We start from the raw sequence: 25,782 nt of genomic DNA, 5'->3' as shown, positions 1-25,782 counted from the left end.
GGTTAGCGCAGCGTAACCCAACCATACTGACCGCTTCGGCGGAACTTTGTTGGGTTACGCTGCGCTAACCCAACCTACGCGCTTGCAGGCGTGAATCAATCGTCGTGCGGCACGCTGACCTTGCCAGCGATATCCGTATGCGTGACATCACCGCTTCCCCTCGCCCCCACGGTGAAGTCGCCATGTACATCCTTCACCACCAGGTCGCCGGAACCGATCGTGCTCACGTAGACGCTGCCGCCCACGTGTTCCAGGGTGACATCGCCGGAACCCACATTGCCGACGTTCACGCCCTCACGCACGTTGTTCGCCTTGACATCGCCCGAACCGACCGAGCCGACCTTCAGGCTGCCGATATCGGAAAGCTCGACGTCACCCGAGCCGCTGGTGACCGACACTTCGCCGGCAATATGGTCGATATGCAAATCACCTGAACCCGTGTGTGCATCGAGTTGGTCCAATCCGCCCACGTAGACGTCGCCGGAACCGGAGTTGATGCTCACGGGCACGTTGGAAGGGAGCTGCGCCTGCAGGTCCAAATAGGCGTAGGAATCACCGAAAATGCCGACGTTGAACGAATGATTGGCGCCAACATCCACGATGAGCTGGTCCCCTTCGCGATGCGAGGTCACCTGCATATTGTCCAAGGCGGACTGCGAAGACGCACAGGCACGGCCGTTGAGCTGAAATCCACCGGCGCCATGGTTGCCGACCAGGTGCAGGTCATAACTGTGCAGTTCGATCTGCACGCGGCGCACGCCGGCCAGATCGTCGTGCAGGTTGCGGGGAGCGCTGTAGCGGCAGTCCGCGGCGGTGGCGGCCAGTGGCAGCAAGGCAAGTAGGGCGAGCAGATAACGCATACGAAATCTCCGGCTGTGTTCGAATGTTTCAGATGCGCGACGGGGACAAAAGGTTGAATGCCTCGTCAGGGCATGGATAAACGCTACCGTTCTTCCGCCTTGGCCTGCTGCCAAAGCGCTTCCTGCTCGGTCAAACCCTGCGACGCCAACGGCTTCCCTTCCCCGGCAGCCAACTGCTCCATGCGCCGGAAGCGCCGCTCGAACTTGGCATTGGCGTGTTTCAAAGCCCGCGCGAAATCCACCTTGGCGTGACGCGCCAGGTTTACGGCCACGAACAGCACGTCACCGATCTCGTCTTCCAGACGCGCGGGATCGGCACCGGCTTCGAATTCAGCGGCGACTTCGGCCAATTCCTCGTGCAGCTTGCCGATCACTGGACGATGGTCGGGCCAGTCGAAGCCTACGGTCGCGGCACGCTGCTGCAGTTTCTGGGCACGCTGCCATTCCGGCTGGCCGTGAGAGACGCCGGCCAGGACGCTATCGTCGTGCGCCGCGCCTTTCGCTGCACGCTCGGCGTTCTTGATCTCTTCCCAGGCGCGCTTTTGCGCTTCGACATCGGCATAGCTGACATCACCGAACACATGCGGATGCCGGCGCAGCATCTTCTCGCTGATCGCATGTGCCACGTCGTCGAAATCGAACAACCCTTGTTCCTGCGCCATCTGCGAATGAAAGACCACTTGCAGCAGCAGATCGCCCAGTTCATCACGCAGTTCGTTCCAGTCCTTGCGGTCGATGGCATCGGCGACTTCGTAGGCTTCTTCGATGGTGTAAGGCGCGATGGTGCTGAAATCCTGTTGCAGATCCCACGGGCAGCCGCGTTCGGGATCGCGCAGGCGCGCCATGATGACAAGCAGATCGGCCAGGCTGTGGCGTGTGGCCGTGCTCACGGCAATCCCGCTTCGTGCAACCGCGCGGACCAATCGATCTCAGCATCGCCTACGGCCAGGAATTCCGGATTGATCAGCGATTCGCCGCGGTTGTAGTGCAGCGGCTTGCCGGCCAGATCGAGCACCGCGCCACCGGCTTCTTCCAGCACGCACTGTGCAGCGGCGGTATCCCACTCGCTGGTGGGGCCACGGCGCAGATAGACATCCGCCGAACCACGCGCGATCAGGCAAAACTTCAGCGAAGAGCCCAGCGCATGCAGCTGATATTCCTCACCCAGCAAACGGCGCAAGGTGGCTTCCGACGAGCCCCCGTGCGAGCGGCTGCCCGCGGCAACCGGTGGATTGGCCAAAGCGCGTGTGGAGATGCGTTCCCATTCGGCATCGCGCTGTACCTGCCACCATGCACCATGGCCGCGTGCGGCGGCGAACAATTCTTCGGTAACCGGCGCCAGCACCACGCCCAACACCGGCGTGCCGTTGTCGATCAAGGCGATGTTGACGGTGAATTCACCGTTGCGCTTGACGAATTCGCGTGTGCCATCGAGCGGATCGACCAGCCAGTAGCGCTGCCATTCGCGGCGCTGTTCCCAGGGCAGCTGGCTGGCTTCCTCCGAGATGACGGGTAGTTGCGGATCGATCTGCGCCAAGCCCGCGGCGATGACTTTCTGGGCGGCCAGGTCCGCGGCAGTGAGCGGCGAGAAATCGGCCTTCATCTCGACGTCGAAGTCTTGGCGATAAACGTCCATGATCGCTTCGCCGGCACGCCGTGCCAGCAGGCCGATGTCCAACAGCAGAGGAAAATTGGGTAGTTCGCTCACGTGCGTTGCAGGCGTCCGGCAAGGTATTCGCGCGCCATGAACAGCGCAGCAATGGAACGGCCTTCGGTGACGTCGTCACGCGAGACCAAGGTATGAAGATCGGAGAGTTTCCAGGGCACCACTTCGAGCGGCTCGGGCTCGTCGCCCTGCAGGCGCTCGGGATACAGGTCCTGTGCCAGCACCACGTGCGCCATATGCGTCATGTAGGCTGGCGACAGCGAGAGGTTGTGCAGGATCTTGAGCTTGCGCGCGCCGTAGCCTACTTCTTCCTTCAGCTCGCGGTCGGCGCCTTGCTCCACCGTTTCATCTTGATCCAGGCGGCCTTTCGGCAAACCGAGTTCGTAGCGGTCCACGCCGACGCCATATTCGCGCACCAGCAGCACGGTTTCATCATCCAGCATCGGCACGATGATCACTGCGCCCAGGCCATGGCCCTTGAGTCGTTCGTAGGTGCGGTGTTCGCCGTTGGAGAATTCCAGGTCCACCTGCTCCGCGTGCAGAAAACGGCTGGTGTCCGAGTCGCGCGTGGCGTGGATGATGGGATAGCGAGGTGGCATGAGCGGGATTGTAACCGGCTTTTGCTTCAGCTCCGTAGGTTGGGGTGCAACCCCAGCGTGCCATCGCCATCTCGCGCGATGTTGGGGTTTGCACCCCAACCTACGAGGTCATGCGAGACGAGAGAGCGCCTGTGCGTGAAGCGCCGGCGTACCAGCCAGCACGCTGCGCGTCTCCAGATTCAAGGACTTGCCTTCCAGATCCGTGAATACGCCGCCAGCCTCGCGCACGATCACCGCCAGCGCGGCTACATCGAGAATGTTGACGTCGGACTCGATCACCAGATCCAACCCACCACGCGCCAATAAGTGGTAATGGCAGAAATCGCCATAGCCACGGATGCGATTGCTGTCGCGAATCATCTGGCCGAGCGCCTGCCAGCGCGCATCACCGGTGAGCGTTTTGACGTTGCCGGTGGAGATCGACGCCTGCGCCATCTCGGTGGTCGTTGCCACATGAACGCGTTCGCCATGGAACCAGGTACCGCCACCGCGGCTGGCCCACATGGTTTCGCCATATACCGGCGCGCTCGATACGCCCAGCACCAGTTCGCCCTGATGCATCAACGCAATCTGCGTGGAGAAGAACGGCGTGCGGCGCACGAAGCTCTTGGTGCCGTCCAGTGGGTCGACCAGCCAGAGCAAATCGGTGTTGCCATTATCCAGACCGAACTCCTCGCCATAGATCGCCGCGCCCGGTAAGGCCGGAGCGAGAATGGCGCGAATGGCCTGTTCGGCTTCGCGGTCGGCAATCGTGACTGGCGTGGCGTCGGATTTGATCTCCACATCGACGCCACGGCGCCAGTAATGCCGGATCACCTCAGCGGCTGCGTCCGCCGCGTCGCGCGCGGCTTTCAGCGCCGCCTCCCATTGCTGCTCGTTCATGGTTTCCTGGTAACGGGATTCATCTGAGCCAAACCACCACGATAGCGGAGTTCGAGCGTGCCGTCCGCTGCCGGCGTGCCCAGGCTACGCAACCAGCTCATCAAAACGGGATCATCACGGCGCGGAACAAGGTGAAACTGCAGATCCCATCCCAGCGGGCTGATGGATAGCCGTCCAGCCGTCTGCAACGGGCCGCTGCCGTCATCCGTCAACATGCCCTGGATGGCACCCGACTGCCCGGTCACCACCAGCGACAGCGCACCCAACGGCACCTCGCCCTGTGGCGTATGCACGACAGCATGCGACCACGTGCCGGCCACATCGAGCTGCATGGGCCAATAGCCCTGCAACTGTGCCTGCGGCACCTGCAGATCAAGCTGTCCCTGGGGTTGCCCGTGCAACCACGACTGCGTGCCGAGCTCGGCCATATTCATGTGCAAGGTGACGTCGTGCAGGTCCAGTTGCGTGGAGGACATGCGGTGCACTTGCCCTTGCAGTTGCCACTGCGGCTGGCGCAAATCCAGACCCAAGCGGATATCACCAAGCAGAGCACGATGCGAAAGCGTCCAGGCAACACGGCCAAGCTGTGGACCATTCACGATCGATGCCTGCTCCGCCCGCCCCTGCCACAGCGTTCCGCTGACACCGTCCAGGCGTATGCCGCGCAGTCGTGCCTGCAGCAGCGGCAAAGCCCAGCGCGCCGGCAGAAACCACAACAGCGCGCCCAGAATGAGTACAACCAGCAGTAAACCCGCAAACCAGCGTTTCATCGATCCAACCATTAATGCTTGAGCAACACCCTCGCGGCCCCGATCATAGCCGGATGACTCAGCAAGCCGACGCGAACGCCTCCCTCGCCCAGCGCGATCTCCGCCATATCTGGCACCCGTGTACGCAGATGCATGACCACCAGGTCGTGCCCATGGTGCCGATCGTGCGCGGTGAAGGCCCCTGGTTGATCGATGCGAACGGGCGTCGCTACCTGGATGGCATCAGTTCCTGGTGGACCAACTTGTTCGGTCACGCCAATCCACGTATCGCTGCGGCGCTAGCCGAACAGGCAAATACACTAGAGCATGTGATCTTTGCGGGCTTTACGCACCCCGTAGCGATCGAGCTGGCCGAGCGACTGGTGAAAATCACGCCGCAAGGGCTTGAGAAAGTCTTTTTCGCCGACAACGGCTCGGCTGCTGTCGAAGTGGCGCTGAAAATGAGCTTTCACTACTGGCTCAACCAGCGGCACGGCGAAAAAACGCGTTTCATCGCACTGACTGGCAGCTATCACGGCGAAACACTGGGCGCGCTATCGGTGAGCGACGTAGCGCTGTATCGCAAGACATATGCACCGTTATTGCTTACTCCCCTTCTTGCACCCTCACCCGACGCGTATGAAGGTGAACCCGGTGAATCGCCTGAACATGTCGCCACGCGGCGCCTGGAAGCCATGCGCGTGCTGCTGGAACGCCATGCGCATGAAACCTGCGCCGTCATCGTGGAACCACTGGTGCAATGCGCAGGCGGCATGCGCATGTATCACCCCAGCTATCTCAGCGGCCTGCGCGCGCTGTGCAACCAATACAACGTGCATCTGATTGCCGATGAAATCGCCGTAGGTTTCGGACGCACCGGCACCCTCTTTGCCTGCGAGCAGGCGTCTGTCGCGCCGGATTTCATGTGCCTCTCGAAAGGACTGACCGGCGGCACGTTGCCACTCTCCGCCGTGCTGACGAGGCAGCACGTGTATGAAGCCTTCTACGCTGAATACAACGCGGGCAAAGCATTTCTGCATTCGCATAGCTATACCGGCAATCCACTTGCGTGCCGTGCTGCGCTGGAAACCTTGAACATCTTTCGCGACGAGCCGGTGCTGGAGCGCAATCGCGCGCTGGCCTCGCATCTTGCCGCGCGGCTTGCACCGCTGCACGATCATCCCAACGTGGCTGATGTTCGGCAGCACGGCATGATCGCCGCGGTGGAACTGGTCGCCGACAAAGCGACGCGACGCGCATTTCCTGCCGAGGAACGGCGTGGCCTGCGTGTTTACCTGCATGGCCTTGAACACGGTGCATTGCTGCGGCCGCTGGGTAACGTGATCTACTTCATGCCGCCCTATGTGGTGAATGAAGGCCAGATCGATCACTTGGTTGATGTGGCAATTGATGGCATTGCACGCGCCATCACGTAGGTTGGGGTGAGAACCCCAACATCGCCATGTTCACGGCCACCGTTGTTGGGATTTGCACCCCAACCTACAAAGCGCAGCACCTAAAGATCAGTGACCACCATAACCACGTGTGGTGATGGCCGGGTCCAATTTTTCCAACGCCGGCCCCAGCGTGTTTTCGCCGGTGTTATCAATATCCTGCTTGGTATAGGAGCGGCCCGCGACCGGCAAACACTCGCCTTTTTTGGGCGGAATCAGGCTACCGGTATCGCGGATGCATTGGCGGTCGCCCGGCTTGAGCGGCGAGCGTTTGGCCGTAGTCGAGGTGGTAGGCGCGTTGGCCTGGGGCTGATTGGCCGAAGACCCGTTCTGGGGTGCGGCGAAGGCGGCCGTCGCAGCGGCCAGCAAGGCAGCGGAGCATATCAACTTGATCATGGAAACCTCCTGCTCGCCATGGGGGAAAACGCGAGCTTTTCAGGGGTGAGTCCATGCTGCTACCAGGTTCGGTTCATCGCAAGGGGGCGATGACTGCCGGGCTATTCAGATGGCTGAACAAGACCGCAGCAAGCGGTATGCTCATCGACTTCTCAGTGACCGAAAGCTTATGCGCAGCACTCGCATTCATGTCGAACAGCCGCTGGCGCTTGCCACCGAACTGACCCTGCCCGCGCAGGCCGCCGAGCACGTGGCACGCGTGCTGCGCATGAATGCAGGCGATGCGCTCACGGTATTCAACGGCGATGGTTTTGATTACACCGCCACGCTGGTCAGCGTCGGCAAGCGCGATGTGATAGTCCGCATCGACGGACGCGAGGAAATTGCGAATGAGTCGCCGCTACGACTCACCCTGGCGCAAGGTGTTGCGCGTGGGGAGAAGATGGATCTGATCGTGCAGAAAGCCACCGAGCTGGGGGTCGCGCGCATCGTGCCGTTATTCACCGAGCGCTCCGAAGTGAAGCTCGATCCCGCGCGTGCCGAAAAGCGTTTGCAGCATTGGCGCGCGGTGGCAGCCAGTGCATGTGAGCAGAGCGGGCGTGTACACGTTCCCGAGGTGATGCCTGCCCAAACGATGCAGAGTTGGTTGGAAGGCTTGGACCATGACAATGCCCAGCGTCTGGCGTTGCTGCCGGAAGGCACGCTGCGCGCGCGTGACGTGCCATTCGGAGAAACCGGTGGATTGCTCGTAGTGGGGCCGGAGGGCGGGCTGGGCGACCGCGATGTGGCGACATTACGCGAAGCAGGCTTTCAAGGGCTGCGCCTGGGGCCGCGGATTTTGCGTACGGAAACGGCCGGGCTTGCAGCACTCGCAGCGCTGCAGGCATTACACGGGGATTTCTGATTCGCGCCACATCATCATTCCAGCAAAGGCCGGAATGATGACCATGATGGCTGATCAGCTCGCCTGCCGCAGCAATTCCGTCACTTCACTCTCGATCCCTTCAAGATCAGGAATCACCGCGATATCGTCGCGCACCAGCACCTGCGCCTTCACGCCACGCGGCAACGGCTTGCCATCGTGGGTGGGAATGATCAGTTCGGCGTTGAGCGTGGTCAGGCGTGGGAAGCCCTGGGTGACCACTGCCACGAAAGGCACGTCGGGGTTGTCACCAAATGCTTTGAGCACGGCCACGCGCACACTGAGTTCCGTATCGCCTTCTTCGGCGTCGGCCAGTTTGGTGAACGAGACCAGCGGCACGCGCCAGCCACGCCAGGCGATGCGGCCGAGCAGCCATTCGGGTGCACCGGGAACCGGTTCGGGGGTGGCGAAAGTGATCACTTCGGCCACGGTGGCATTCGGCAGCAGCAGGCGCAGGTTGCCGACCGGCACCAGCACGCAGCGGATTTCACGGGGTAGCGGTTGTTCGCTCATCGGAAGTCCTCCACCAGGCGCACCGCCAATTCTTGCGGCGAACCGGAAAAGCTGGCCAGGCGTTCGGCCATCACGCCGTTGACCATGTCTGTGTAGTGATCGCTGGTGGAAGCTTCCACCCATACCTCTCCGCCGCGATCGTGGATAGCTTGCGCACCGGCCACGGCGTCGGTGGCCTGGCCGGCGAATACGATGGCGAGCGCATCGCGCCCGAACACGTTCGCAGCCATGGTGAAACTGCTGTCGATGGATGGCGATTGCCCACCGGCATCGTCATTGGCGGCATTGAGTTCGACACGGCCGTCGCGAGTGATGCGCACTTGTTGCCCGCGTGGCACCACTACCACGTCGCCATGGCGCACGCGCATGCCGACCGCAGCCACCTTGACCGGCAGCGTGCAGCGGGTCGCCAGCGAAGCGACGAGCTGTTCGAGCGCATCCTGGGTGTGATGTTGGGTGAGCAGGATCGGCAGCTTCAAATCGCCCGGCAGCGCGGCGAGGAAAGCGCCTAGCGAAGCACCGCTGTCACGTGCCGCACCCAGCACCAGCAAATGCGCGAAGGCAGTATCCAGTTCATGCAGGTGCGATTCGAACGGCTGGTAGTCATCCTTGGGCGCGATGGCGTCTTCCATCGCCACCAGCTCCAGACTCATGCCGGGTTCGACCGGGGAATCTTCGTCCAGAAATTCCACATCAGGCGCCAGGAACTCGGCAGCGCTGACTTTCTCCACGGCGAACGATGATTTGTCGCCCGACGGTGGTTGGGCCGCGGCGTGATCGTCCTCTTCCACGAAGCCCCATTCCGGCGCAGAAGGTGTTTGCTGGGCGAGCGTCGCTTTTTCAATCACCGGCGGGGTGAATTCTTGATCGACCGCGGCCAGCGACAGGTGATCGAGATTGATGTTGAAGGCCGGCGCTTCCATGCGCGCCGGTGCGGGCACAGGCGCAGGTTCGGGGGCCGGCGCGAAGCCGGCCGCCGTCGGAATGTGCTCATGCTGCCCGGGTGCGATGTGATCGTCGTCCTGCCAGCCGAAATCGCCGTCGTGCAACGGCGGGAGTTCGTCTTCCGCGTTGAACTTCAGCGAGCCGAATTCGCTTTCAGGCGCATGTTCGACGGTTTCGCCCTTTGCCAGCAGCGCTTCCAGTTCGTCCGCCAGGGTTTCGGACATTTCGGCTTGAATCGGTGTCTCGTCGTGCTGCTGCAGCGCGTCGGCAAGCGACGTTTGCGCCGGTGCCACGACGTCGGGCTCTGGCGCAGGTACGGATTCAAGCTCCGGTTCCGGTTGCCACGCCAATGCCGGTTCGGGTTCCAGTTCGGCTGCCAAGGCGGGAGCGGGAGCTGGCTCTGGTTCGACCAACACGGCAGGCTCAGCCTGCGGTTCGGGCTGAATCGGCGCAGCGGGTGGTGGCACTACCGGCTGTGCGTTCTCGGGACGCGGCGGATCGATGATGTCTATGTTGAGCGTCTTGGCTGCCAGGTGGCGCGCCCAGCGCGCGCGATCCCAACCGTCCAGGCCGCGGCTGGCCTGGGCGTCGTTGAACACCACGGGAATATCGCCGGCAGCGACCAGTTCGTAGATCAGGTCGAGCGCGGTGTCGTCCACCGAGTCGTCCAGATTCACGACCAGCACGTTCACGCCGGCCTGGCGCAGTTGGGCCACGTTAAAGCTGCTTACCGGGCCTTCGTGCGCAATTCGAGCGCCGTGCTCGGAGAGTGCGGTGCGCAGATGACTACCCAACTCTACGTCATCGAACAGCAGCGCAACCGCGACAACCTTCTCACTCATTCACCGGCTCCTGCGCGTGTTGCTCCAGTACTTCGCTGATCTGCGCCAGCAATTCGGCTTCTTGATACGGCTTGCCGAGATAACGTTCCACGCCGATGTCGAAGGCACGCTGGCGATGCTTTTCGCCGGTACGCGAGGTGATCATGATGATCGGCACGTGGCGCAGGCGCGGATCGGCCTTCATCTGCGTCGCCAGCTCGTAGCCGTCCATACGCGGCATTTCGATGTCGAGCAGCATCAGGTTCGGCACGCGCTCGTGCAGTTTTTCCAGCGCGTCCAGACCGTCCTTCGCCGTTTCCACTTCGTATTCGTGGCGTTCGAGCACGCGGCCGGTAACCTTGCGCATGGTGATCGAATCGTCGACCACCATCACCAGCGGACGTACCCGTACTTCTTCGATCGCCGGGGCGGTAGTGGCGTATTCCACGCCTTCGGCCAAGCGCTGCTCGAGACGGGCCAGGCCATGACGCACCAGCGGTGCGAGGTCGAGAATCACCAGCACCGAGCCGTCGCCCATGATGGTGGCGCCGAGAATGCCGGGCACCGAACTCACCTGCGGACCGACCGACTTCACCACGATTTCGCGCGAGCCGATCACGGCGTCGACGCGGATCGCGGCGCGCAGTTCACCAGAACGGGTCAGCAGCAGCGGCAGCTGTTCTTCGTCACCGATACCTGGCACAAGACCAAGCAGCCCGGCCAGATCGTGGACGGCGTAATCCTCGCCGTTGTAATCGAACTGCGGATTGTCCTGCGCCAGGCGCTCCGCCAATTCATCCGGACTGATGCGCGCTACGCCCTGCACCGACGTCATCGGGATGGCAAAGGTGGATTCGCCGATGCGCACCAGAATCGCCTGTGTCACCGCGAGGGTGAACGGCAGGCGCAAGACGAAAGTGGTGCCCTCGCCCTGGCGTGATTCGATGGCGAGCGAGCCGCCCATTGCTTTGATCTCGCTGGCCACCACGTCCATGCCCACGCCGCGGCCGGCGAGCTGGGTCACGGTGCTGGCGGTGGAGAAGCCGGTCTGGGTGATCAGCGCAAGCAACTGGTCATCGAACAAGCGCGTATCCGGACGGATCAGCCCACGCTCGATCGCGCGCTTGCGGATCGCCTCGCGATCCAGGCCGCGGCCGTCGTCGCTGACACGGATCACCACCTCGGTGGCTTCGCGCGCCACGCGAATGCGTACCACGCCCTCTTCCGACTTGCCCGCCTTGCGGCGGTCGGCCGGCGTTTCGATACCGTGCGCCACGGCATTGCGCAGCATGTGCTCGAATGGCGCCTTGATGCGGTCGAGCAGGTTGCGATCCATTTCGCCGTGCGCGCCTTCCACATACAACTGTGCGCTCTTGCCTTCTTCCTGCGCGGCCTGACGCAGCGTGCGGCGCAGGTTCGGCACCATGGTGTCGAACGGCAGCATGCGCGTGCGCAGCAGACCTTCCTGCAGTTCCGAACTCACGCGCGACTGTTGGATCAGCAGCGTTTCGGCCTGACGGGTGAGTTCGTCCAGCATGCTCTGGATCGACACCAAGTCCGAGACCGATTCGGCCAGTGCACGCGAGTACTGCTGCAATTGCGAGAAGCGGTCGAGTTCCAGCGGATCGAACACGGCAAGGCCGGCGTCGCGATGTTCCCGCTGGAAGCGCGCGATGATCTGCGCTTCGGTTTCGATTTCGAGCATGCGCAGCTGGCTGCGCAGACGCGATACGGTCTGTTCGAGTTCGACCAGGTTGAAGCGGTAGGCCGACACCTGCTGTTCCAGGCGCGAGCGGTAGATCGCCACTTCACCGGCGTGATTCACCAGGCTGTCGAGCAGTTCGGCGCGAACGCGGATCTGTTCCTGCGCGGTGCGGCCGGCATCGTCAGGATGCGATTCGTCTTCGGCAGGCAGCAGCGAGGGCAGTTCGTCTGCGCTTATCGACGGAACCGGAGCAGGCGCCAGCACCGCCGCGACGGGCGCGGGTGCTTCAGCCACAGGCGCCGCAGGCTCCTGCGGGTCGCCCTGCAAGCGCGCGATCATCGCGTGCGGATACGCAATGGCCTTGCCTTGCGAAACGCGCTGCACGAGACCGTGCATTTCGTCGAACGCGGCCTCGAGCGTGCCGATCAGCGGCACCGTCTTGTGCGGATCGATGCCGTGCGAATGCTCCAGCAAGCTTTCCAGCGCGTGGCTGAGGTCACCCACGGGTGTCACGCCCGCGATACGTGCACCGCCCTTGAGGGTGTGCAGCGCGCGCAACAGGCCCGCCATATGCGACACATCGGCCGGCTCGGCATGCCACTTCGCCAGCGTGCTGTCGGCGTCATCGAGAATTTCGCGCGCTTCTTCGCTGAAGATTTCCAGCAAGTCCGGATCGATATGGTTGAAGCTCATCAGCTCGCCGGCCGGTACGCGCTCCGCCGGCCGAGCTTCGATCGTTTCGTGCGGCTGCGGCGCTTCCGCCACCACCGGTTCTTCGTGTTCTTCGGGCTGCAGTGCCTGGACAACCGGCTCGGCAACGGGTTCTTCGTGTTGCGGCACCTCAGCGACCGGTTCGACAACCGGCTCCTCGTGGTGCAGTAGCTCAGCGACCGGTTCTTCGTGATGCGGGGCTTCCGCCATCGGTTCTTCAACCGGCGGCGCGGCGGCGTGCTCGATGTCGTGTTCGACCACTTCCGGCTCAGCCATAGGCTCGGCGTCGAGCACCGGCTCGTCGACGAATGCATGCACGAGTTCCTCGTGCGAGGGTTGCACAAGAGCAGTCTCGTCGATCAGCTCGTTGGCCGCTTCATGGCCGACATCCAGATGATGTTCGACCGGCGCCGGTTCTTCGGCCACCGGCTCGATCACTGCATGTTCCGGTTCGATGGCTTCGAGGCTGGCGAGCAGTTCCGCGAATTCGGCATCTTCGGCGCTGGGCTCGGGTTCGCGATGATGCTGTGCTGGTTCCGCCTCGGACGGTTCCTCGGCAGCCAGCGATTCGAGCAGTTCGGCGGTGTAATCCTCGTCCGCGGCGACCGGCATCTCGGTCGGCTGTTCCACGGCAACCGGCGCCTGTTCTTCTTCGTGCCCGGCGGGCGCAGCCACCGGAGCCGGCGGCTCGATCGGCTCGAACGACACCGGTTCAACCGCATGCGGTTCGAACACCACGTGCGCCATCTGCGGTTCGGGCTGATGGTCACGCAGTTCGGTGAGGCGCGCGATGATGGCTGACGCATCCGGCAACTGCGGATGCGGCGCGTCGAACTGTGCCATCACCTCGTCGACCACGTCGGCACTCTGACGCAACAGGCGCACGCCTTCGCCAGACAGCGGTTCGCCGGCTGCACGCAGACGCTTGAGCAAACTTTCCAGTGGCGACAACAGTTGGATCAGCAGTGGAATGTCGACCATGGCAATGGCGCCATGGAGTGTGTGCACGGCGCGCAGGAGACCGTCCTCGACCGGGATGTCGCCCTGGGCGAACGTCACCGCATTGCGGATGGTCTGCAGGTACTGCGCCACTTCGCTGCGCAGGATTTCCAATAGCACCGGATCGACCGGCGGCAGCACCGGCGCTTCGATCGCTTCAGGCGCTGGCGCGAGCGTTTCGAACGGAAGCGCAGTGGCAGCCGAATGATCGGTATGCGTGGCGGTGGGAATCGTTTCAGCCGACACACGTGGCACGCGGCGACGTACCACGCGGCGCACCGTCTGCGTGCCACTGGTCGCGAACTGTTCCGCGGTGGCCTGTTCGCCGGCGGCAAGATGATCAGCCGCCTGCATGATGCCGGTGAGCGGCACCGTGGGCACGGTGCCGTCTTTCAACATCGAGTACAGCTGCGGCAGCGCTTCGATGGCATGGCCGATCAGCGTCTGCACACCGGCGTGCGGCTGGACCGTGCCATCCAGCACGCGGTTGAGCATGTTCTCGACGCGCCACGCGAATTCGCCCAGCACCGCGGCGCCGACCAGGCGGCCGGAGCCCTTGAGCGTGTGGAACGAACGGCGGATCGGGGTGAGCTCCACAAGCTGCGTGGGATCGATCATCCACGCCTGCTGCGCATGGCGCAGGTTGTTGATCTCTTCCTGCATTTCTTCCAGGAAGATGTCGCGGATGTCGTCGTCGATGCCTTCGGTGCTGGCCTGGAAGCCGGCATTGGCAGCCAACGGATCGATGCCGGATACCTGCTCTTCGACTTCCTCTTCGATCTCGATCCAGTCGTCGCCTTCGTCGACCACTGGCGCGTGGATGTGCGATTCGGTTTCGACCAAATGCAGGCCGGTGAGGTCGTGTGCCATCGGCGCGGGTGTTTCGCTGCTGCCGATGAAGAGCGCGCTGGCATCTTCGCCGTGCGCGACGGAGACCGATTCGCTGAGTGCGGGTTCGCTGTGCACCGGTGCCGGCGCGAACGCTTCCACTGGCGCGGGTGCCGGGGCAGCCGCTTCGCGCACCGTCTCCGGCGCTGCTTTGGGCAGCGGCGGCGGCCAGTAGCCCAATCCACCCAGGCTGTGTTCGGCGACGTCCAACACGTGGTCGAGACCGCCGCGGTGTTCGCGTGCGGCTTCCAGGTAATACTCCAGTGCGGCCAACGCGTCGGCGAGCTGATCCATCTGCGCGCTGCTGGGAATGCGCTTGTCGATGCACAGTTCGTTGCCGATAAAGCGGCCCACGCCTTCGGCGATCTGCGCCGAGCGCGGCGAGGACAGCATGCGCATGGCGCCTGCCACTTCGTCCATCAACGCCGGCATGCCGTCGAGCTGTTCGTGCTGCCAACCGGATTCGACGAAGGCGACGATGCCGTTCTTCACCTTGCCGGTGTTGCCGACGGCTTCGCTCATCAGCGTGGCGAGAATGTGCCGTGCCTCGCTGCGCGGCAGCATCGCCACCTTGTGTTCTTCTTCCGGCGGCGTTTCCGCACCGAGGCTTTCGATGTGGTCGTCCAGCGAGGCTTCCACATAGAGCAGCGCGCCGGCCACGTCGAGCAGCGATTCCTCGTCGGGGCTGCGCAGACGGTTGGCGACTTCTTCCAGCACGCGGCGTTGTTCGTTCACCACACGGCGCGGCACGTTGAGTGCAAGCATGCCGAGCGTGTCACCGACGCGTTCCAGCACTTCGGCTTGGGCGCCGAGCTGGGCCGGATCGGCATCGTTCTGGCGCAGGAACAGGTCGAGCGCTTCCTTCACGCGCAGCAGGTCGTCCTTCAGTGCGCGAGCAACGGAATCAAGCAAAGCGCGGTTGTGGCCAGCCATCGAACCGCGCGCATGCTCGACCTCGGTGGCGTCGGGCATCAGGCTGTCGAGGTTGTACGTCTGCACCAGCTGGTGCATCTGCGGGCTGCGCTGCTTGGCCTGCGCGACGATGTAGAGCAGCTTGCGCGCCAGATCGTCCGCATCACCGCCCTGCAGACCGTCTTCGCCTTGTTCGATCAACTGGCGGATGCTGCGGTCGACCTTGCCGATCAGCTGGCGCACGTCGGCGGCTTGCGCCTTGAGCATGCCCTGGTCGAGACCTTCCAACACGCCGGCGGTGATCCACCACAAGCGGCGGCCATGGATGGTGCTGCAACGCGCAGCGATCGCCAGGAGCGAATTGCGCATGCCGGACAATTGCTGCGAACCGCCCTGTCCACGGAACCAGGCCAGCAGTTGCTGCTGGAAGCGCAGGCGCAGTTCGTTGACTTCGCTCTTGCGGCGCTGGGCGTCGACGGGAATGGCGGCGGCCGGCGCCTGTGCGGGCAGCGCCGCTTCCAGGTTGGGCGTGAACAACGCCGCTTCGCTCAGCGCTTCCTGTTCGCGGCTGGCACGCAGTTCGTTGAGCAGCGGCAACAGCACCACCGGTACGTCGCGGTGGCCGCTGGACAGACGCTCCAGGTAATCGGGCAGCTGCATCAGGCCGCGCATCAGCGCGGCATAGGCATCTTCGCGATTGCGGATGTGGTCTTCGAGCAGCGAGATGGCGAGTGTTTCCATCTCTTCGGCGACCATCGCGGCGCCGTACAGCTCGACCATGCGCAAGGTACCCTGCACCTGATGCAGGTTGTCGGCGCAGCCGCGCATGACGTCGCGCTCGCCGGGATTGTCCACGTAGGACTCTAGCGCCTGTCGCGCGAGCGCAAGCGTCTCGTCAAGCTCGGGCTTGACCCACTGGAGCGTGGTGAAATCGATGTGGTCTTGAAGTCTCATACGCCCCCCTCAGCGGCTGCGCTCTTGGCGCTAGACACAACCGTCGAGGTTGCCCTCTCGTGAATGTCCAATAACACCTATCAACCCGGCAACTTGAAGTGCGCCACCGAACGGCGCAGATCGCTTGCCAGTTGCGCCAGGTAACCAATCGATTCCGCCGTCTGGCTTGCGCCTTGCGACGTCTGCGAGGTGATTTCCTGAATCGCGTTCATGGATTGCGAAATATCCGTCGCGGCGATCGACTGCTGACGCGCCGCGGCGGAGATGTTTTGAATCAGTGCGGACAAGTCGTGCGATACGCGCTCGATGTCGCCCAGTGCGCTGCCGGCATCCTCGGCCTTGCGGGCACCGGCCACCACTTCCGCGGTGGTCTGCTCCATAGAATTGACGGCTTCATTGGTGTCGGACTGAATCGTCTGCACCAATGTTTCGATTCGCTTCGTCGCGCTCGCGGAGCGTTCCGCGAGGCGCTGCACTTCGTCCGCCACCACCGCGAAGCCGCGGCCCGCTTCACCCGCCGAGGCCGCCTGGATGGCCGCGTTCAAGGCGAGGATGTTGGTCTGCTCGGCAATGTCGTTAATCAGTTCCACGATGGAGCCGATTTCTTGCGAGGATTCACCCAGTCGCTTAATACGCTTGGACGTTTCCTGGATCTGGTCGCGGATCGAGTCCATGCCCGAGATCGTTTCGCGCACCACTTCCGCGCCGCGCGAGGCGATTTGCACCGAGCGTTCGGCCACGTCGGCCGATTCGGCGGAGTTCTTGGACACATCGTCCATCGAGCTTGCGATCTGGTTGATCGCGGTGGTCGCCGTGCTGATGCGATGTGCCTGGGCCTTCGCGGCGTCGGCCAGGTGGCGTGCAGTGGTCTGCGTTTCCTGCGCCGAGGACGACACCTGCTCGGAGGTTTCGTTAATCGTCGTCACCAGGGTGCGCAACTCGTCGATAGCGTAGTTCACCGAGTCGGCGATCGCGCCCGTGATGTCTTCGGACACGGTGGTCTTTACCGTCAAGTCACCTTCGGCGAGCGAACCCATTTCGTCCAGCAGGCGCATGATGGCCTCCTGGTTGCGCTGGTTGAGCTCGGTACTTTCGCGGAAGCGGCGGCGCTGGTCGGTCACCAGCTGGAACACCAGCAACACGGCGAAGGCCACGGCACCACCCGCGCCGATCACGCCCCACCAGACGTTCGGGAACAGGCGGCGCACCGGCAACTGGCCGATCTGCTCGGCCAGGTCGTTCGCGCGCAGCAGTACGTTCTGCGAGTCCAGCGAAGCCTGGTTGCCGGCGCTCTTCACTTCGGCCAGGTTGTTGGCGGCGGCGGCGAGTTTGGAAACCGGATCGCTCAGCTTGCTCCAGTCACCCTGCATCTCCGAAAGGATCTTGCGTGCATTGGCGTCGCCCAACTGCTGCACGCCCATGCTCTGGTTGCCTTGCAAAAGGCCGGTGAGCACTTCGCTGTAGTTCTGCGCGTCGCGCGACAGGCCGTCGGCGGACGCCTGCGCCGATTCGCCACCCTGCAACACTTCCTGCACACGGCGGATGATGCGGTCAGCCGTCAACATCTGGCGCGAGGCGCCCAGCATTTCATCGGCACTGGTGCCTTTGCGCTGCTGCAGGATGTTGACCACCTGCTCCATGTTGGAGTTGAGCAGCGGCAACTGCTTGGAAAGGTCATCGGCGCGCTGCGTCGAATCGAGCACGACCGCCTTGTTGGAAAGGATCTTGCCGATGTCGCCATCGAGCTGTTTCCAGGCGTCGGCCAGCTTGCTGACCGAACGGCCGGTGGGCGTGGCGTTCTGGTCGGCATAGGGCTTCATGCCGGTCTTGGTGTCGCCGTTGACCAGGTGCTGCACGGCCGAGTCGATGGTGTCACGCGCGTTCTCAAGCTCCGCGAACGAATCCGAGTTACCGCCGGAAGCTTCCAGCGCGTACTTGGCCGTCTGCTGCGACAACACCTGGATCTGCGTGGTCAGCGCGCTCGCCAGGCGGTCTTCGCCGTTCTTGAGGTTGAGTAATACGAAGTCGACGGCCGCAAAGCCGATCGAAACCACCAGCAAGATGATCAGGATGGTGTATCCCTGTTCCTTGCCGACGCCCCCTGTAGTGCTCATGCTCTTCACCTCATCCGTTACTGCACCCGGCACGCCTAACGTGTCGGTCAAGAATTTCCGAAGCCCTTGCCCCTGCTCCGGTCGCCACTTGCGCCGGCCAGCCGCACGCCATCAGGCGGCCGCTTGACGAAAATCAGGCGCGCGAACCAACCGGCCCATGCTGAACAGCGCCAGGCGCTGTCCGTCTACTTCCACGCGGTCTTCGACGAAGCGCGTCAGGCGCGGATCGTCTTCGCGCTCGGCGCCACGGCGTTGTTCCGCATCGACCGTGCGCTGCCCGAATACTTCGTCCACCAGCAACGCCACGCTGCCGCCGCCCTGGCGCACCACCAGCAGGCGTGCGCGTTCGGAATGCTGCGTGCGCTCGCTGAACAGGAAACGTGCCATGTCCACGACCGGCATCAGGTTGCCGCGCACGTTCGCCACGCCCAGCAGCCACGGCTTGGTGCCGGGCACAGGTGTCAGCGTCGGCACGGCCAGCAATTCGTTGATCTCGTCGATCGCGCTCACGAACAGGGAGTTGCCGGCGCGATAACCGATGCCGCGCCATAGGCCAGGTGCTTCGAAACGCTCCTGCGTACCGGACGCGTGCGCCAGCGAAAGCCGCTCGTAGCGGGCCAGAACTTCGAAGGGCGACTGGGCGGCAGTTGCGGTCATGCCCGTCTCACGCCGCCTTCGGCAACAATTCGTTGATGCATGCCAGCAAGTCTTTCTCGTTCACCGGCTTGGTGATGAAGGCCTTGGCGCCCTGGCGCATGCCCCACACGCGGTCGGTTTCCATCGACTTGGTGGTGATGATGACGATTGGTACATCGGCCGTGGCCGGGTCGCGCGTGAGCGTGCGCGTGGCCTGGAAGCCGTTCATGCCCGGCATGATGACGTCCATGATGACGAGGTCCGGCCGCGTCGCGCGTACGCGCTCGATACCGTCCTCGGCATTGTTGCAGGAGTCGACGCGATGCCCTGCCCGTTCGAGCATGGTCGAAAACACGCGCACGTCTGTGGGCGAATCGTCGATGATGAGGATGTTGGCCACGGCTCCCCCTTTAGAGCTTATTTTCACGAGCCTTAAACCGTACTGGCGACATGGCGGTGGATGGCACCAAGCAGTTCATCGCGGGTGAACGGTTTGGTGAGGTACTGCTCCGCACCGACAATGCGGCCACGTGCCTTGTCGAACAAGCCGTCCTTCGAGCTCAGCATGATCACCGGCGTCGAACGGAATTGCGGATTGTTCTTGATCAGCGCACACGTCTGATAGCCATCCAGTCGCGGCATCATGATGTCCACGAAGATGATGGCCGGTTTTTGGTCCGAGATCTTGGCCAACGCCTCGAAGCCGTCGACGGCGGTGAGCACCTCGCATCCTTCTTTCTTCAGCAAGGTTTCCGCCGTGCGGCGGATGGTCTTGGAGTCGTCAATGACCATGACCTTTAGACCAGCCAGGCCGTTCGTAGCTACGTTCAAGTTCACTTAACCCCCCCTGCTGCCTGCCCCAGGCTCAGGTACGTCATCCAGCAAGCAGCAAACGGGCCACAAACCGGACGCAGATGAAAAATTCCTGCTCAAGCTGTTCTTCGGTGCCCAATCTGCGTCGGGCGCTCCGTCGTTGCTGTTTACTGCCTGGGCGGTCTTCCGTCAAGGAAAAAACGTTGTGGCGGGGGGGCTTATCACCAAAATCGCGAACACATATGTGAAAGAAGACCCACAGTGGCACCTTCGGACAAAGGAGTGTCCCTGAGCTGCCCAAATTTGCGCATAGCTCATCCTTGGGAATCTGACCGGTGCCATGCAACACACCCTGCAGGCCTTGCCGGGCACGTGGAATAGATCAGAGCATCCCTTGTGGCACCCCGACCACCTCGGCGAACATGCACGCCCCACTCGCCAACGGAACCGCCATGCCCCGCTCGGTCGCCGTGCTGATGGATCCCATCGGCAGTATCAAGATCGCCAAGGACACCACCTTCGCCCTGCTGCTGGAAGCCCAGCGCCGCGGCCACCCGCTTTACTACATGGAGCAAGGTGACTTGGCCCTGCGCGATGGCGCCCCCTGGGCAAAGCTGCGTCCTCTGAGCGTGATGGACGATCCGACCGGTTGGTACACCCTGGGCGAAGCCCGCTGGACCGACCTGCGCGAGGTGGGCACCGTACTGTTGCGCAAGGATCCGCCGGTCGACCCCCAGTTCGTCTACGACACCTTGGTGATGGACGTCGCCCAGCGCGACGGCGTGCAGGTAGTGAACGACCCGCGTGCGCTACGTGACTGCAACGAGAAAGTGTTCGCCCTGCACTTTCCTCAATGCATGGCGCCGACCCTGGTAGCACGCGACCCGGCCGAGCTGCGCCGCTTCGTGGCCGAACACGGTGACGCCGTGCTCAAACCGTTGGACGGCATGGGCGGGCGCGGCATCTTCCGTGTGCAGGCCGGCGACAAGAACCTCAACTCCATGCTGGAAACGTTGGTGCAGGGCGATTCGCATGGTCAGGAACGTCAGTTCACAGTGGCGCAAAAATTCATTCCGCAGATCAGCGCGGGCGACAAGCGCATCTTGATGATCGATGGCGAGCCAGTGCCCTATGCCCTTGCACGCATTCCGCAGGGCGACGAATTCCGCGGCAACCTGGCTGCCGGCGGGCGCGGTGAAGGTGTCCCCCTTTCCGATCGCGACCGTTGGATCGCCGCCGAAGTCGGTCCCGAGTTGCGCCGCCGCGGCCTGCGTTTCGTAGGGCTGGATGTGATCGGCGATTACCTGACCGAGATCAACGTCACATCGCCGACGTGCGCACGCGAACTGGACAAACAATTCGGGCTTAATATCGCGGGAATGTTGTTTGACGCCCTTGAGACCAGGCCATCCCTCGCGTGAATGCTGTAGCCCGCCGCCCTGGCGACAACAAGATCGGGGCCACCTTCGTTTTTTCGCTGCTGGTGCATGGCCTGCTGCTGTTCGGCATCGGCGTCGGTTACGTCGCGACACGCCCGGCCCTGCCCACGCTCGACGTGACCCTGGTGAACGTCGCCAACAGCGAAGCGCCCGACAAGGCCGACTTCCTGGCCCAGGCCAACAACAAGGGCGGTGGCGAGAGCGACAAAACACAGCGGCCATCGCAACCCTTCTCAGGACTCCTACCGCTACCCAGCCAGGGCATCGCGCCCCAACCGGTCACGGCGGCGACGCCCTCGCCGCAACAGGCGACCGATCAACGCATGCTCACCACCACCGGGCAAGCCAATTTCAGCGTCAACAGCGACAACGCCAAGGACGTGCGCGACACCCCGGACACCGCCACCGCCGATGAAGCGCGCCTGGCCCGAGAAGCCGCGCAACTGGCTGCCGAAGTCCGCCAGCAGTCGCAGGCTTACGCCAAGCGTCCGCACAAGAAATTCATTTCGGCCAACACCAAGGAATATGTGTATGCCGCCTACATGCGCGGCTGGGTGGACCGCATCGAACGCGTGGGCAACCTCAACTATCCGCAGCAGGCCCGCGACCAACACCTGCACGGCGACGTAATCCTCACTGTCGGCTTGAACCGGGACGGCAGCATCTACAGCATCGACGTCACACAAAGTTCGGGTTACAGCGTCATCGACAAGGCGGCGATCGCGATCGTGAAGTTGTGTGCACCGTTCCCGGCGCTGCCACCGGACAACAAGGAAAAAGTGGACATTCTCTACATCACCCGCACTTGGCAGTTTCAGCCGGGAGATGTGTTGAAGACGCGGTGAGCAAGCAGAGCGGCGTCAAGAAGCACCAGCGGTCTCAAATTGCAAATGCAAGCTTGGAAGAAAACCTGGTGATCTCCGCAGCCATAGCCTTCCAGGTAGTTTTCCAGCCTAAGGTTTAGGCCGCCGGCCATATGAAACCGCCCCGCTTATACCGCGTGTACGGATCAGTGCCGGGGCGGGAGGCAACTCCCGCGTACCTAGCCCCTACCTAAGATGAGTCGTAAGCCTTGCGTAGCTGTCGGCATTGCCAAAGGGCTCAGGAGAAAATTTGCCATCCAGATTGGCATGTTTATTATCGTTTTGATCCAGATAATGATTGTCTTTGGTAAAAGCAGCAATATGCGTAAATTCGTGTGCCATAGTTTCAGTCTGCTTCCACTCTGGCATCGCCGCAAACTGTTCGCGAGATAAAACAATCTGGCCGGTATTGAGGTCGGCCTGTGCCGACGCACCAGGTCTCACGCTACCGAAATGTACATTTGAGGCCCCTGTTCTTAGGCTTTGCTCCATGGCATTCACTGTTACGGTGAGCGTGTTTTTGATGGCTGTGAGACCTTCCGGAGTCAATCCATCATCACCATAAACCTCTCGCACGTGCTCGGCATCCTTCGGAGATAATGGTTTTTTGCCTGACAAATGGTCATCAATCTTATTGATCGTATTTCTGACCGTTCCGATCGATTTGTTTAACATATTCATAATATTCTCCCGGTCGCCCGGGGATTCCGGCCCCACCACCGGCGCCTGCCCGCCTTGAACCTCCTGTCCGCTCGGTGTACCGCCCCCACCCCCGGCACCTCCACCACCCCGGGCACGTCCGCCACCCGGCGTACCCTGCGTACCACCACCCCCGGCACCGCCTCTGCCATGTGCACCGCCCCCGGCACCGCCGCTGCCATGCGTATCACCGCCCCCGGGGGCTCCGCCACCCTGAGCACCCCCACTACCCTGGAAACCTCCGCCGCCCGAGGTTCTTCCTTTCCCCGGGGATACCGGCATGTCGGTCAGCTCTCCTCCGCTACCTGTCTTGCCGTGCCGACCGAGAGTCCTAACGGGCCGTCCTGTTCGTGGATCAAGCACATGCCAGGTCATCGTGCGTGGGTCGAAGCCAACCTGATAGATATCTCCATCCCTCGTCGTGATGAAATAAGCCTCACTTCGATCGCGATGGCGGCGTGTATACAGGCCGTTTTCATCGGGTTGCAGCTTTTTCCCCGTTTCCGGGTCTTTCAGCTCGTCAGGGTCCATCCGATATTTAGATAAATCCTGCTTGCGTGCCGCTTCAGCAAGTTCGGATTGCAGCTCTTTCACCGTTTCCGGGTCTTTCAACTTGCCAGGGTCCGCACGATCTTTAGACAAATCCTGGTGGCGTGCCTCTTGAGCAGGTCCAGCCATATCCAGTGCTTTTTCACGGAGCCTTCCAGCAATATCCGCCGCCCTTTCAAGGAGCCCTGAAAGCCCTGAAGAGAGGCGTGTGTACATTTTATTTCGGTCAGCTTGGTATTCCTTTCCGGCTTCCGGGTCTTTCAACCTGTCAGGGGCCTCCCGGTGTTTAGACAAATCCTGGTTGCGCCCCCCTCGACGAAGTCCAGCCATATCCGCCGCTCCACCTGGGAACCCTGTGGATCGATGAATCTGAACGGGTGGCGGATAGGCGCCATTCGCCCCGTAACCAGCGTTATGTCCATTGGCATAGGGTTGTCCGTAATTGAGCCCCGCTGGATGGTAAGGCGCAGGCCCTGCGTTGATAGCTTGAACAGACATATGGCGACCTTCTGACTAGCTCTTTCAACAGATTTTGCAGGTCATAGGGCACTATCCCGGTGGTACATACCGACCCCTGGTCCATCAACACTTTTCTTCCCTAGCTGAATCATCCGCTTGGGCGGGTAGACGTAAGGAAGAAACGAATTTTTGTTGCTTGAGGGTTAGAATGCGGCCATGCCAACCAGCTCGCCCCCGACCCTCGCTGGGCAATTCCTGATCGCCATGCCCAGCCTCACCGACCCGCCGTTTTCGCGCGGCGTGGCCTTTATCTGCCAGCATGACGAGGACGGTGCCGTAGGCCTGCTGGTCAACCAGCTTTCCGAATACCGCTTCGGCGACGTGCTGTCGCAGATGAAGCTCATCTGCAACGACCCGGAACTGATCGACGCGCCGGTGCTGATCGGCGGCCCAGTGCAACAGGAGCGCGGCTTCGTCCTGCACCGCGAGCACGGTCATTGGGAATCAAGCTACCGCATCAACGGCGATTGGTCCGTCACCACCTCGCGTGACATCCTGGTCGCGATGGCGGCCGGCGAAGGTCCGCGCCTGGCATTGATGGCGCTGGGTTATTCGGGCTGGGGCGCCGGCCAACTGGAGCAGGAGTTGAAGGACAACACCTGGCTCACCGCCGACGCCAGCGAGCGGGTGATTTTTCATACGCCGCTGGAAGAACGCTGGAGCGCCGCGGCCGGCCTGGTCGGCATCGATCCGCTGCAACTCCCTGGCTACGCGGGCCACGCATGAGTTGCGTGCTCGGCTTCGACGTCGGCAGCAAGCTTATCGGCGTTGCAGTCGGCAATCGCGTCACGGTCAGCGCCCGCGCCATCGCCACCATTGCCATGCGCGACGACGCACCCGATTGGGCTGCGCTCGATGCGCTACGCAGCGAATGGCTGCCCGACAGCTTCGTGGTAGGTCTGCCACTTACACTGGATGGCGAAGAACAGGCAGCCAGCAAGCGAGCGCGCCGCTTCGCCGAACGGCTGCGCGAACGCTATCGCATGCCGGTCTCCATGGTCGATGAACGCCATAGTTCCCTCGAAGCCGCGGAGCGTTTTGCCCACGCACGCGCCGCAGGTTTGAAGCGCCGCCGGGATGCAGTACAGCTCGACGCGGAAGCGGCGGCGGTGATCCTCGAACGCTGGTTGCACGAAGCCGCATAACAACAACACTTAAAAAGACACTCGCCATGTTCTCACGCCTGCGCCATCTCACCACGCTCGAAAACCTGCCGCGCGATTGCATCGAGCGCTTGCTGGACCGTGCCATCACCATGCGCGATGCCTGCGCACATGGCACGCGCAAGCTGGATCTGCTCAACGGACGCACCATCCTCAATCTGTTCTTCGAACCGTCCACGCGCACGCGCACGTCATTCGAGCTGGCCGCCCGCCGCCTCGGCGCGGACGTGATCAACTTCGACATCGGTTTCTCTTCCACCGCCAAGGGCGAAGAGCTGTTCGATACCTTGCACACGCTGGAAGCGATGCACCTGGACGCCATCATCGTGCGTCACAAAGTGTCCGGTACGCCAGATGAACTGGTGCGTCATGCGATGAGCGGCGTCTCGGTGATCAACGCCGGCGACGGTAATCGCGCGCATCCCACGCAAGGTCTGCTTGATGCACTGACCATCCGCCAGCATCGGCCGGATTTCAGCCAGCTCACCGTGGTGATCTGCGGCGACGTGAAGCACTCGCGCGTGGCACGCTCCGACGTCCATGCCTTCAGCAAGCTGGGCGCGAAGGAAATCCGCCTGTGCGGCCCCGCCTCCCTGATGCCCGACCAGCAGGAATTTCCCGCCTGCAAGTTCTACGACAACTTCGACAAAGCGATCGAAGGCGCCGACGTCGCGATCACGCTGCGCTTGCAGAAAGAACGCATGGCGACCATCGAGCTGCCGGACGAAGCCGCCTATTTCCGCGAATACGGCCTGGACGGCCGCCGCCTGGCCATGGCTGCACGCGGTTGCCTGGTGATGCACCCGGGCCCGATCAACCGCGGCATCGAGATTGCGCCGGAAGTGGCGGATGGCCCGCAGTCACGCATTCTCGAACAGGTGGGCAATGGCGTGTTCGTACGCATGGCCGTGCTGGGCGAGATGCTGGCGCGGTAAGGGACCACACTGCCGTAGGTTGGGGTGCAAACCCCAACACTGCCATGTCTGGGTCATTGGCGATGTTGGGGTTTGC

The 25,782-nt window shown here is 62.6% G+C and carries 22 protein-coding genes; 7 read left to right on the top strand and 15 right to left on the bottom strand.

Annotated elements, in window-relative coordinates:
* Positions 1-95: 95 nt before the first annotated feature.
* The 6 genes from IEX75_RS12455 to IEX75_RS12430 all read right to left on the bottom strand — a co-directional run bounded on the left by IEX75_RS12455 (position 96) and on the right by IEX75_RS12430 (position 4,777).
* Positions 96-860 (bottom strand): DUF4097 family beta strand repeat-containing protein, encoded by a 765-nt coding sequence (locus IEX75_RS12455; protein WP_188794639.1) that lies wholly within the window; start codon positions 858-860, stop codon positions 96-98.
* A gap of 83 nt (positions 861-943) precedes the next feature.
* Complete coding sequence (mazG, locus tag IEX75_RS12450) at positions 944-1,750, bottom strand: nucleoside triphosphate pyrophosphohydrolase (RefSeq protein ID WP_188794638.1); 807 nt, start codon at positions 1,748-1,750, stop codon at positions 944-946.
* Positions 1,747-2,568, bottom strand: a complete 822-nt coding sequence (cysQ, locus tag IEX75_RS12445; protein WP_188794637.1) for a 3'(2'),5'-bisphosphate nucleotidase CysQ — start codon at positions 2,566-2,568, stop codon at positions 1,747-1,749. Before cysQ ends, mazG begins: the two co-directional genes overlap by 4 nt.
* Entirely contained in the window at positions 2,565-3,125 is a 561-nt protein-coding gene (nudE, locus tag IEX75_RS12440; RefSeq protein ID WP_188794636.1) for an ADP compounds hydrolase NudE, read from the bottom strand. Before nudE ends, cysQ begins: the two co-directional genes overlap by 4 nt.
* A 108-nt stretch (positions 3,126-3,233) precedes the next feature.
* Positions 3,234-4,007, bottom strand: a complete 774-nt coding sequence (locus IEX75_RS12435) for an inositol monophosphatase family protein (protein WP_188794635.1) — start codon at positions 4,005-4,007, stop codon at positions 3,234-3,236.
* A complete protein-coding gene (locus IEX75_RS12430) occupies positions 4,004-4,777 on the bottom strand; it encodes a type II secretion system protein N (RefSeq protein WP_188794634.1) in 774 nt (257 codons plus the stop codon). Before IEX75_RS12430 ends, IEX75_RS12435 begins: the two co-directional genes overlap by 4 nt.
* Before the next feature lie 53 nt (positions 4,778-4,830).
* On the opposite strand from IEX75_RS12430, the gene IEX75_RS12425 reads away from it, so the two are divergent.
* On the top strand, positions 4,831-6,192 hold the full coding sequence (locus IEX75_RS12425) for an adenosylmethionine--8-amino-7-oxononanoate transaminase (RefSeq protein WP_188794633.1): 1,362 nt from the start codon (positions 4,831-4,833) through the stop codon (positions 6,190-6,192).
* A gap of 87 nt (positions 6,193-6,279) precedes the next feature.
* Here the strand turns inward: IEX75_RS12425 and IEX75_RS12420 are convergent, their stop codons facing one another.
* Entirely contained in the window at positions 6,280-6,606 is a 327-nt protein-coding gene (locus IEX75_RS12420) for a hypothetical protein (protein ID WP_229720803.1), read from the bottom strand.
* A 169-nt stretch (positions 6,607-6,775) separates the two neighbouring features.
* Here IEX75_RS12420 and IEX75_RS12415 point away from each other — a divergent pair, with 169 nt between their 5' ends.
* The gene (locus IEX75_RS12415; RefSeq protein ID WP_188794632.1) at positions 6,776-7,510 is read left to right on the top strand and encodes a 16S rRNA (uracil(1498)-N(3))-methyltransferase; all 735 of its coding nucleotides are present in this window, start codon (positions 6,776-6,778) and stop codon (positions 7,508-7,510) included.
* 54 nt (positions 7,511-7,564) lie between these two features.
* Here IEX75_RS12415 and IEX75_RS12410 read toward each other — a convergent pair whose 3' ends face one another.
* The 7 genes from IEX75_RS12410 to pilG all read right to left on the bottom strand — a co-directional run bounded on the left by IEX75_RS12410 (position 7,565) and on the right by pilG (position 19,518).
* On the bottom strand, positions 7,565-8,041 hold the full coding sequence (locus tag IEX75_RS12410) for a chemotaxis protein CheW (RefSeq protein WP_188794631.1): 477 nt from the start codon (positions 8,039-8,041) through the stop codon (positions 7,565-7,567).
* A complete protein-coding gene (locus IEX75_RS12405) occupies positions 8,038-9,828 on the bottom strand; it encodes a chemotaxis protein CheB (RefSeq protein WP_188794630.1) in 1,791 nt (596 codons plus the stop codon). The genes IEX75_RS12410 and IEX75_RS12405 overlap by 4 nt, the downstream gene beginning before the upstream one ends.
* Positions 9,821-15,976 carry an Hpt domain-containing protein gene (locus IEX75_RS12400; protein WP_188794629.1) on the bottom strand — a complete coding sequence of 2,052 codons (6,156 nt, stop codon included), beginning with the start codon at positions 15,974-15,976 and terminating at the stop codon, positions 9,821-9,823. The genes IEX75_RS12405 and IEX75_RS12400 overlap by 8 nt, the downstream gene beginning before the upstream one ends.
* A gap of 80 nt (positions 15,977-16,056) precedes the next feature.
* Positions 16,057-18,090: a methyl-accepting chemotaxis protein gene (locus tag IEX75_RS12395; RefSeq protein ID WP_188794628.1), complete on the bottom strand. Its 2,034-nt coding sequence runs from the start codon at positions 18,088-18,090 to the stop codon at positions 16,057-16,059.
* A gap of 111 nt (positions 18,091-18,201) precedes the next feature.
* On the bottom strand, positions 18,202-18,747 hold the full coding sequence (locus IEX75_RS12390; protein WP_188794627.1) for a chemotaxis protein CheW: 546 nt from the start codon (positions 18,745-18,747) through the stop codon (positions 18,202-18,204).
* Between the two features lie 7 nt (positions 18,748-18,754).
* A complete protein-coding gene (locus IEX75_RS12385) occupies positions 18,755-19,126 on the bottom strand; it encodes a response regulator (RefSeq protein ID WP_188794626.1) in 372 nt (123 codons plus the stop codon).
* 32 nt (positions 19,127-19,158) lie between these two features.
* Positions 19,159-19,518 carry a twitching motility response regulator PilG gene (pilG, locus tag IEX75_RS12380; protein ID WP_188795642.1) on the bottom strand — a complete coding sequence of 120 codons (360 nt, stop codon included), beginning with the start codon at positions 19,516-19,518 and terminating at the stop codon, positions 19,159-19,161.
* 473 nt (positions 19,519-19,991) lie between these two features.
* Here pilG and gshB point away from each other — a divergent pair, with 473 nt between their 5' ends.
* Both gshB and IEX75_RS12370 read left to right on the top strand, forming a co-directional pair.
* Entirely contained in the window at positions 19,992-20,960 is a 969-nt protein-coding gene (gshB, locus tag IEX75_RS12375) for a glutathione synthase (protein WP_188794625.1), read from the top strand.
* Entirely contained in the window at positions 20,957-21,823 is an 867-nt protein-coding gene (locus IEX75_RS12370) for a cell envelope integrity TolA family protein (protein WP_188794624.1), read from the top strand. The genes gshB and IEX75_RS12370 overlap by 4 nt, the downstream gene beginning before the upstream one ends.
* A gap of 204 nt (positions 21,824-22,027) precedes the next feature.
* Here IEX75_RS12370 and IEX75_RS12365 read toward each other — a convergent pair whose 3' ends face one another.
* Complete coding sequence (locus IEX75_RS12365; protein WP_188794623.1) at positions 22,028-23,419, bottom strand: hypothetical protein; 1,392 nt, start codon at positions 23,417-23,419, stop codon at positions 22,028-22,030.
* 345 nt (positions 23,420-23,764) lie between these two features.
* Between IEX75_RS12365 and IEX75_RS12360 the strand changes: the two genes are divergently transcribed.
* From IEX75_RS12360 to IEX75_RS12350, 3 genes are read left to right on the top strand one after another with little or no spacing between them, the layout of a single operon-like run.
* A complete protein-coding gene (locus tag IEX75_RS12360; protein WP_188794622.1) occupies positions 23,765-24,334 on the top strand; it encodes a YqgE/AlgH family protein in 570 nt (189 codons plus the stop codon).
* Positions 24,331-24,753, top strand: a complete 423-nt coding sequence (ruvX, locus tag IEX75_RS12355; protein WP_188794621.1) for a Holliday junction resolvase RuvX — start codon at positions 24,331-24,333, stop codon at positions 24,751-24,753. The genes IEX75_RS12360 and ruvX overlap by 4 nt, the downstream gene beginning before the upstream one ends.
* A gap of 26 nt (positions 24,754-24,779) precedes the next feature.
* A complete protein-coding gene (locus IEX75_RS12350) occupies positions 24,780-25,706 on the top strand; it encodes an aspartate carbamoyltransferase catalytic subunit (protein ID WP_188794620.1) in 927 nt (308 codons plus the stop codon).
* Positions 25,707-25,782: the final 76 nt, after the last annotated feature.

Source organism: Dyella nitratireducens, assembly GCF_014642835.1.
GTDB classification, from domain to species: domain Bacteria; phylum Pseudomonadota; class Gammaproteobacteria; order Xanthomonadales; family Rhodanobacteraceae; genus Dyella_B; species Dyella_B nitratireducens.
Note: the sequence above shows the minus strand (reverse complement) of the source record. Positions and strands in the feature narration are given on the sequence as shown.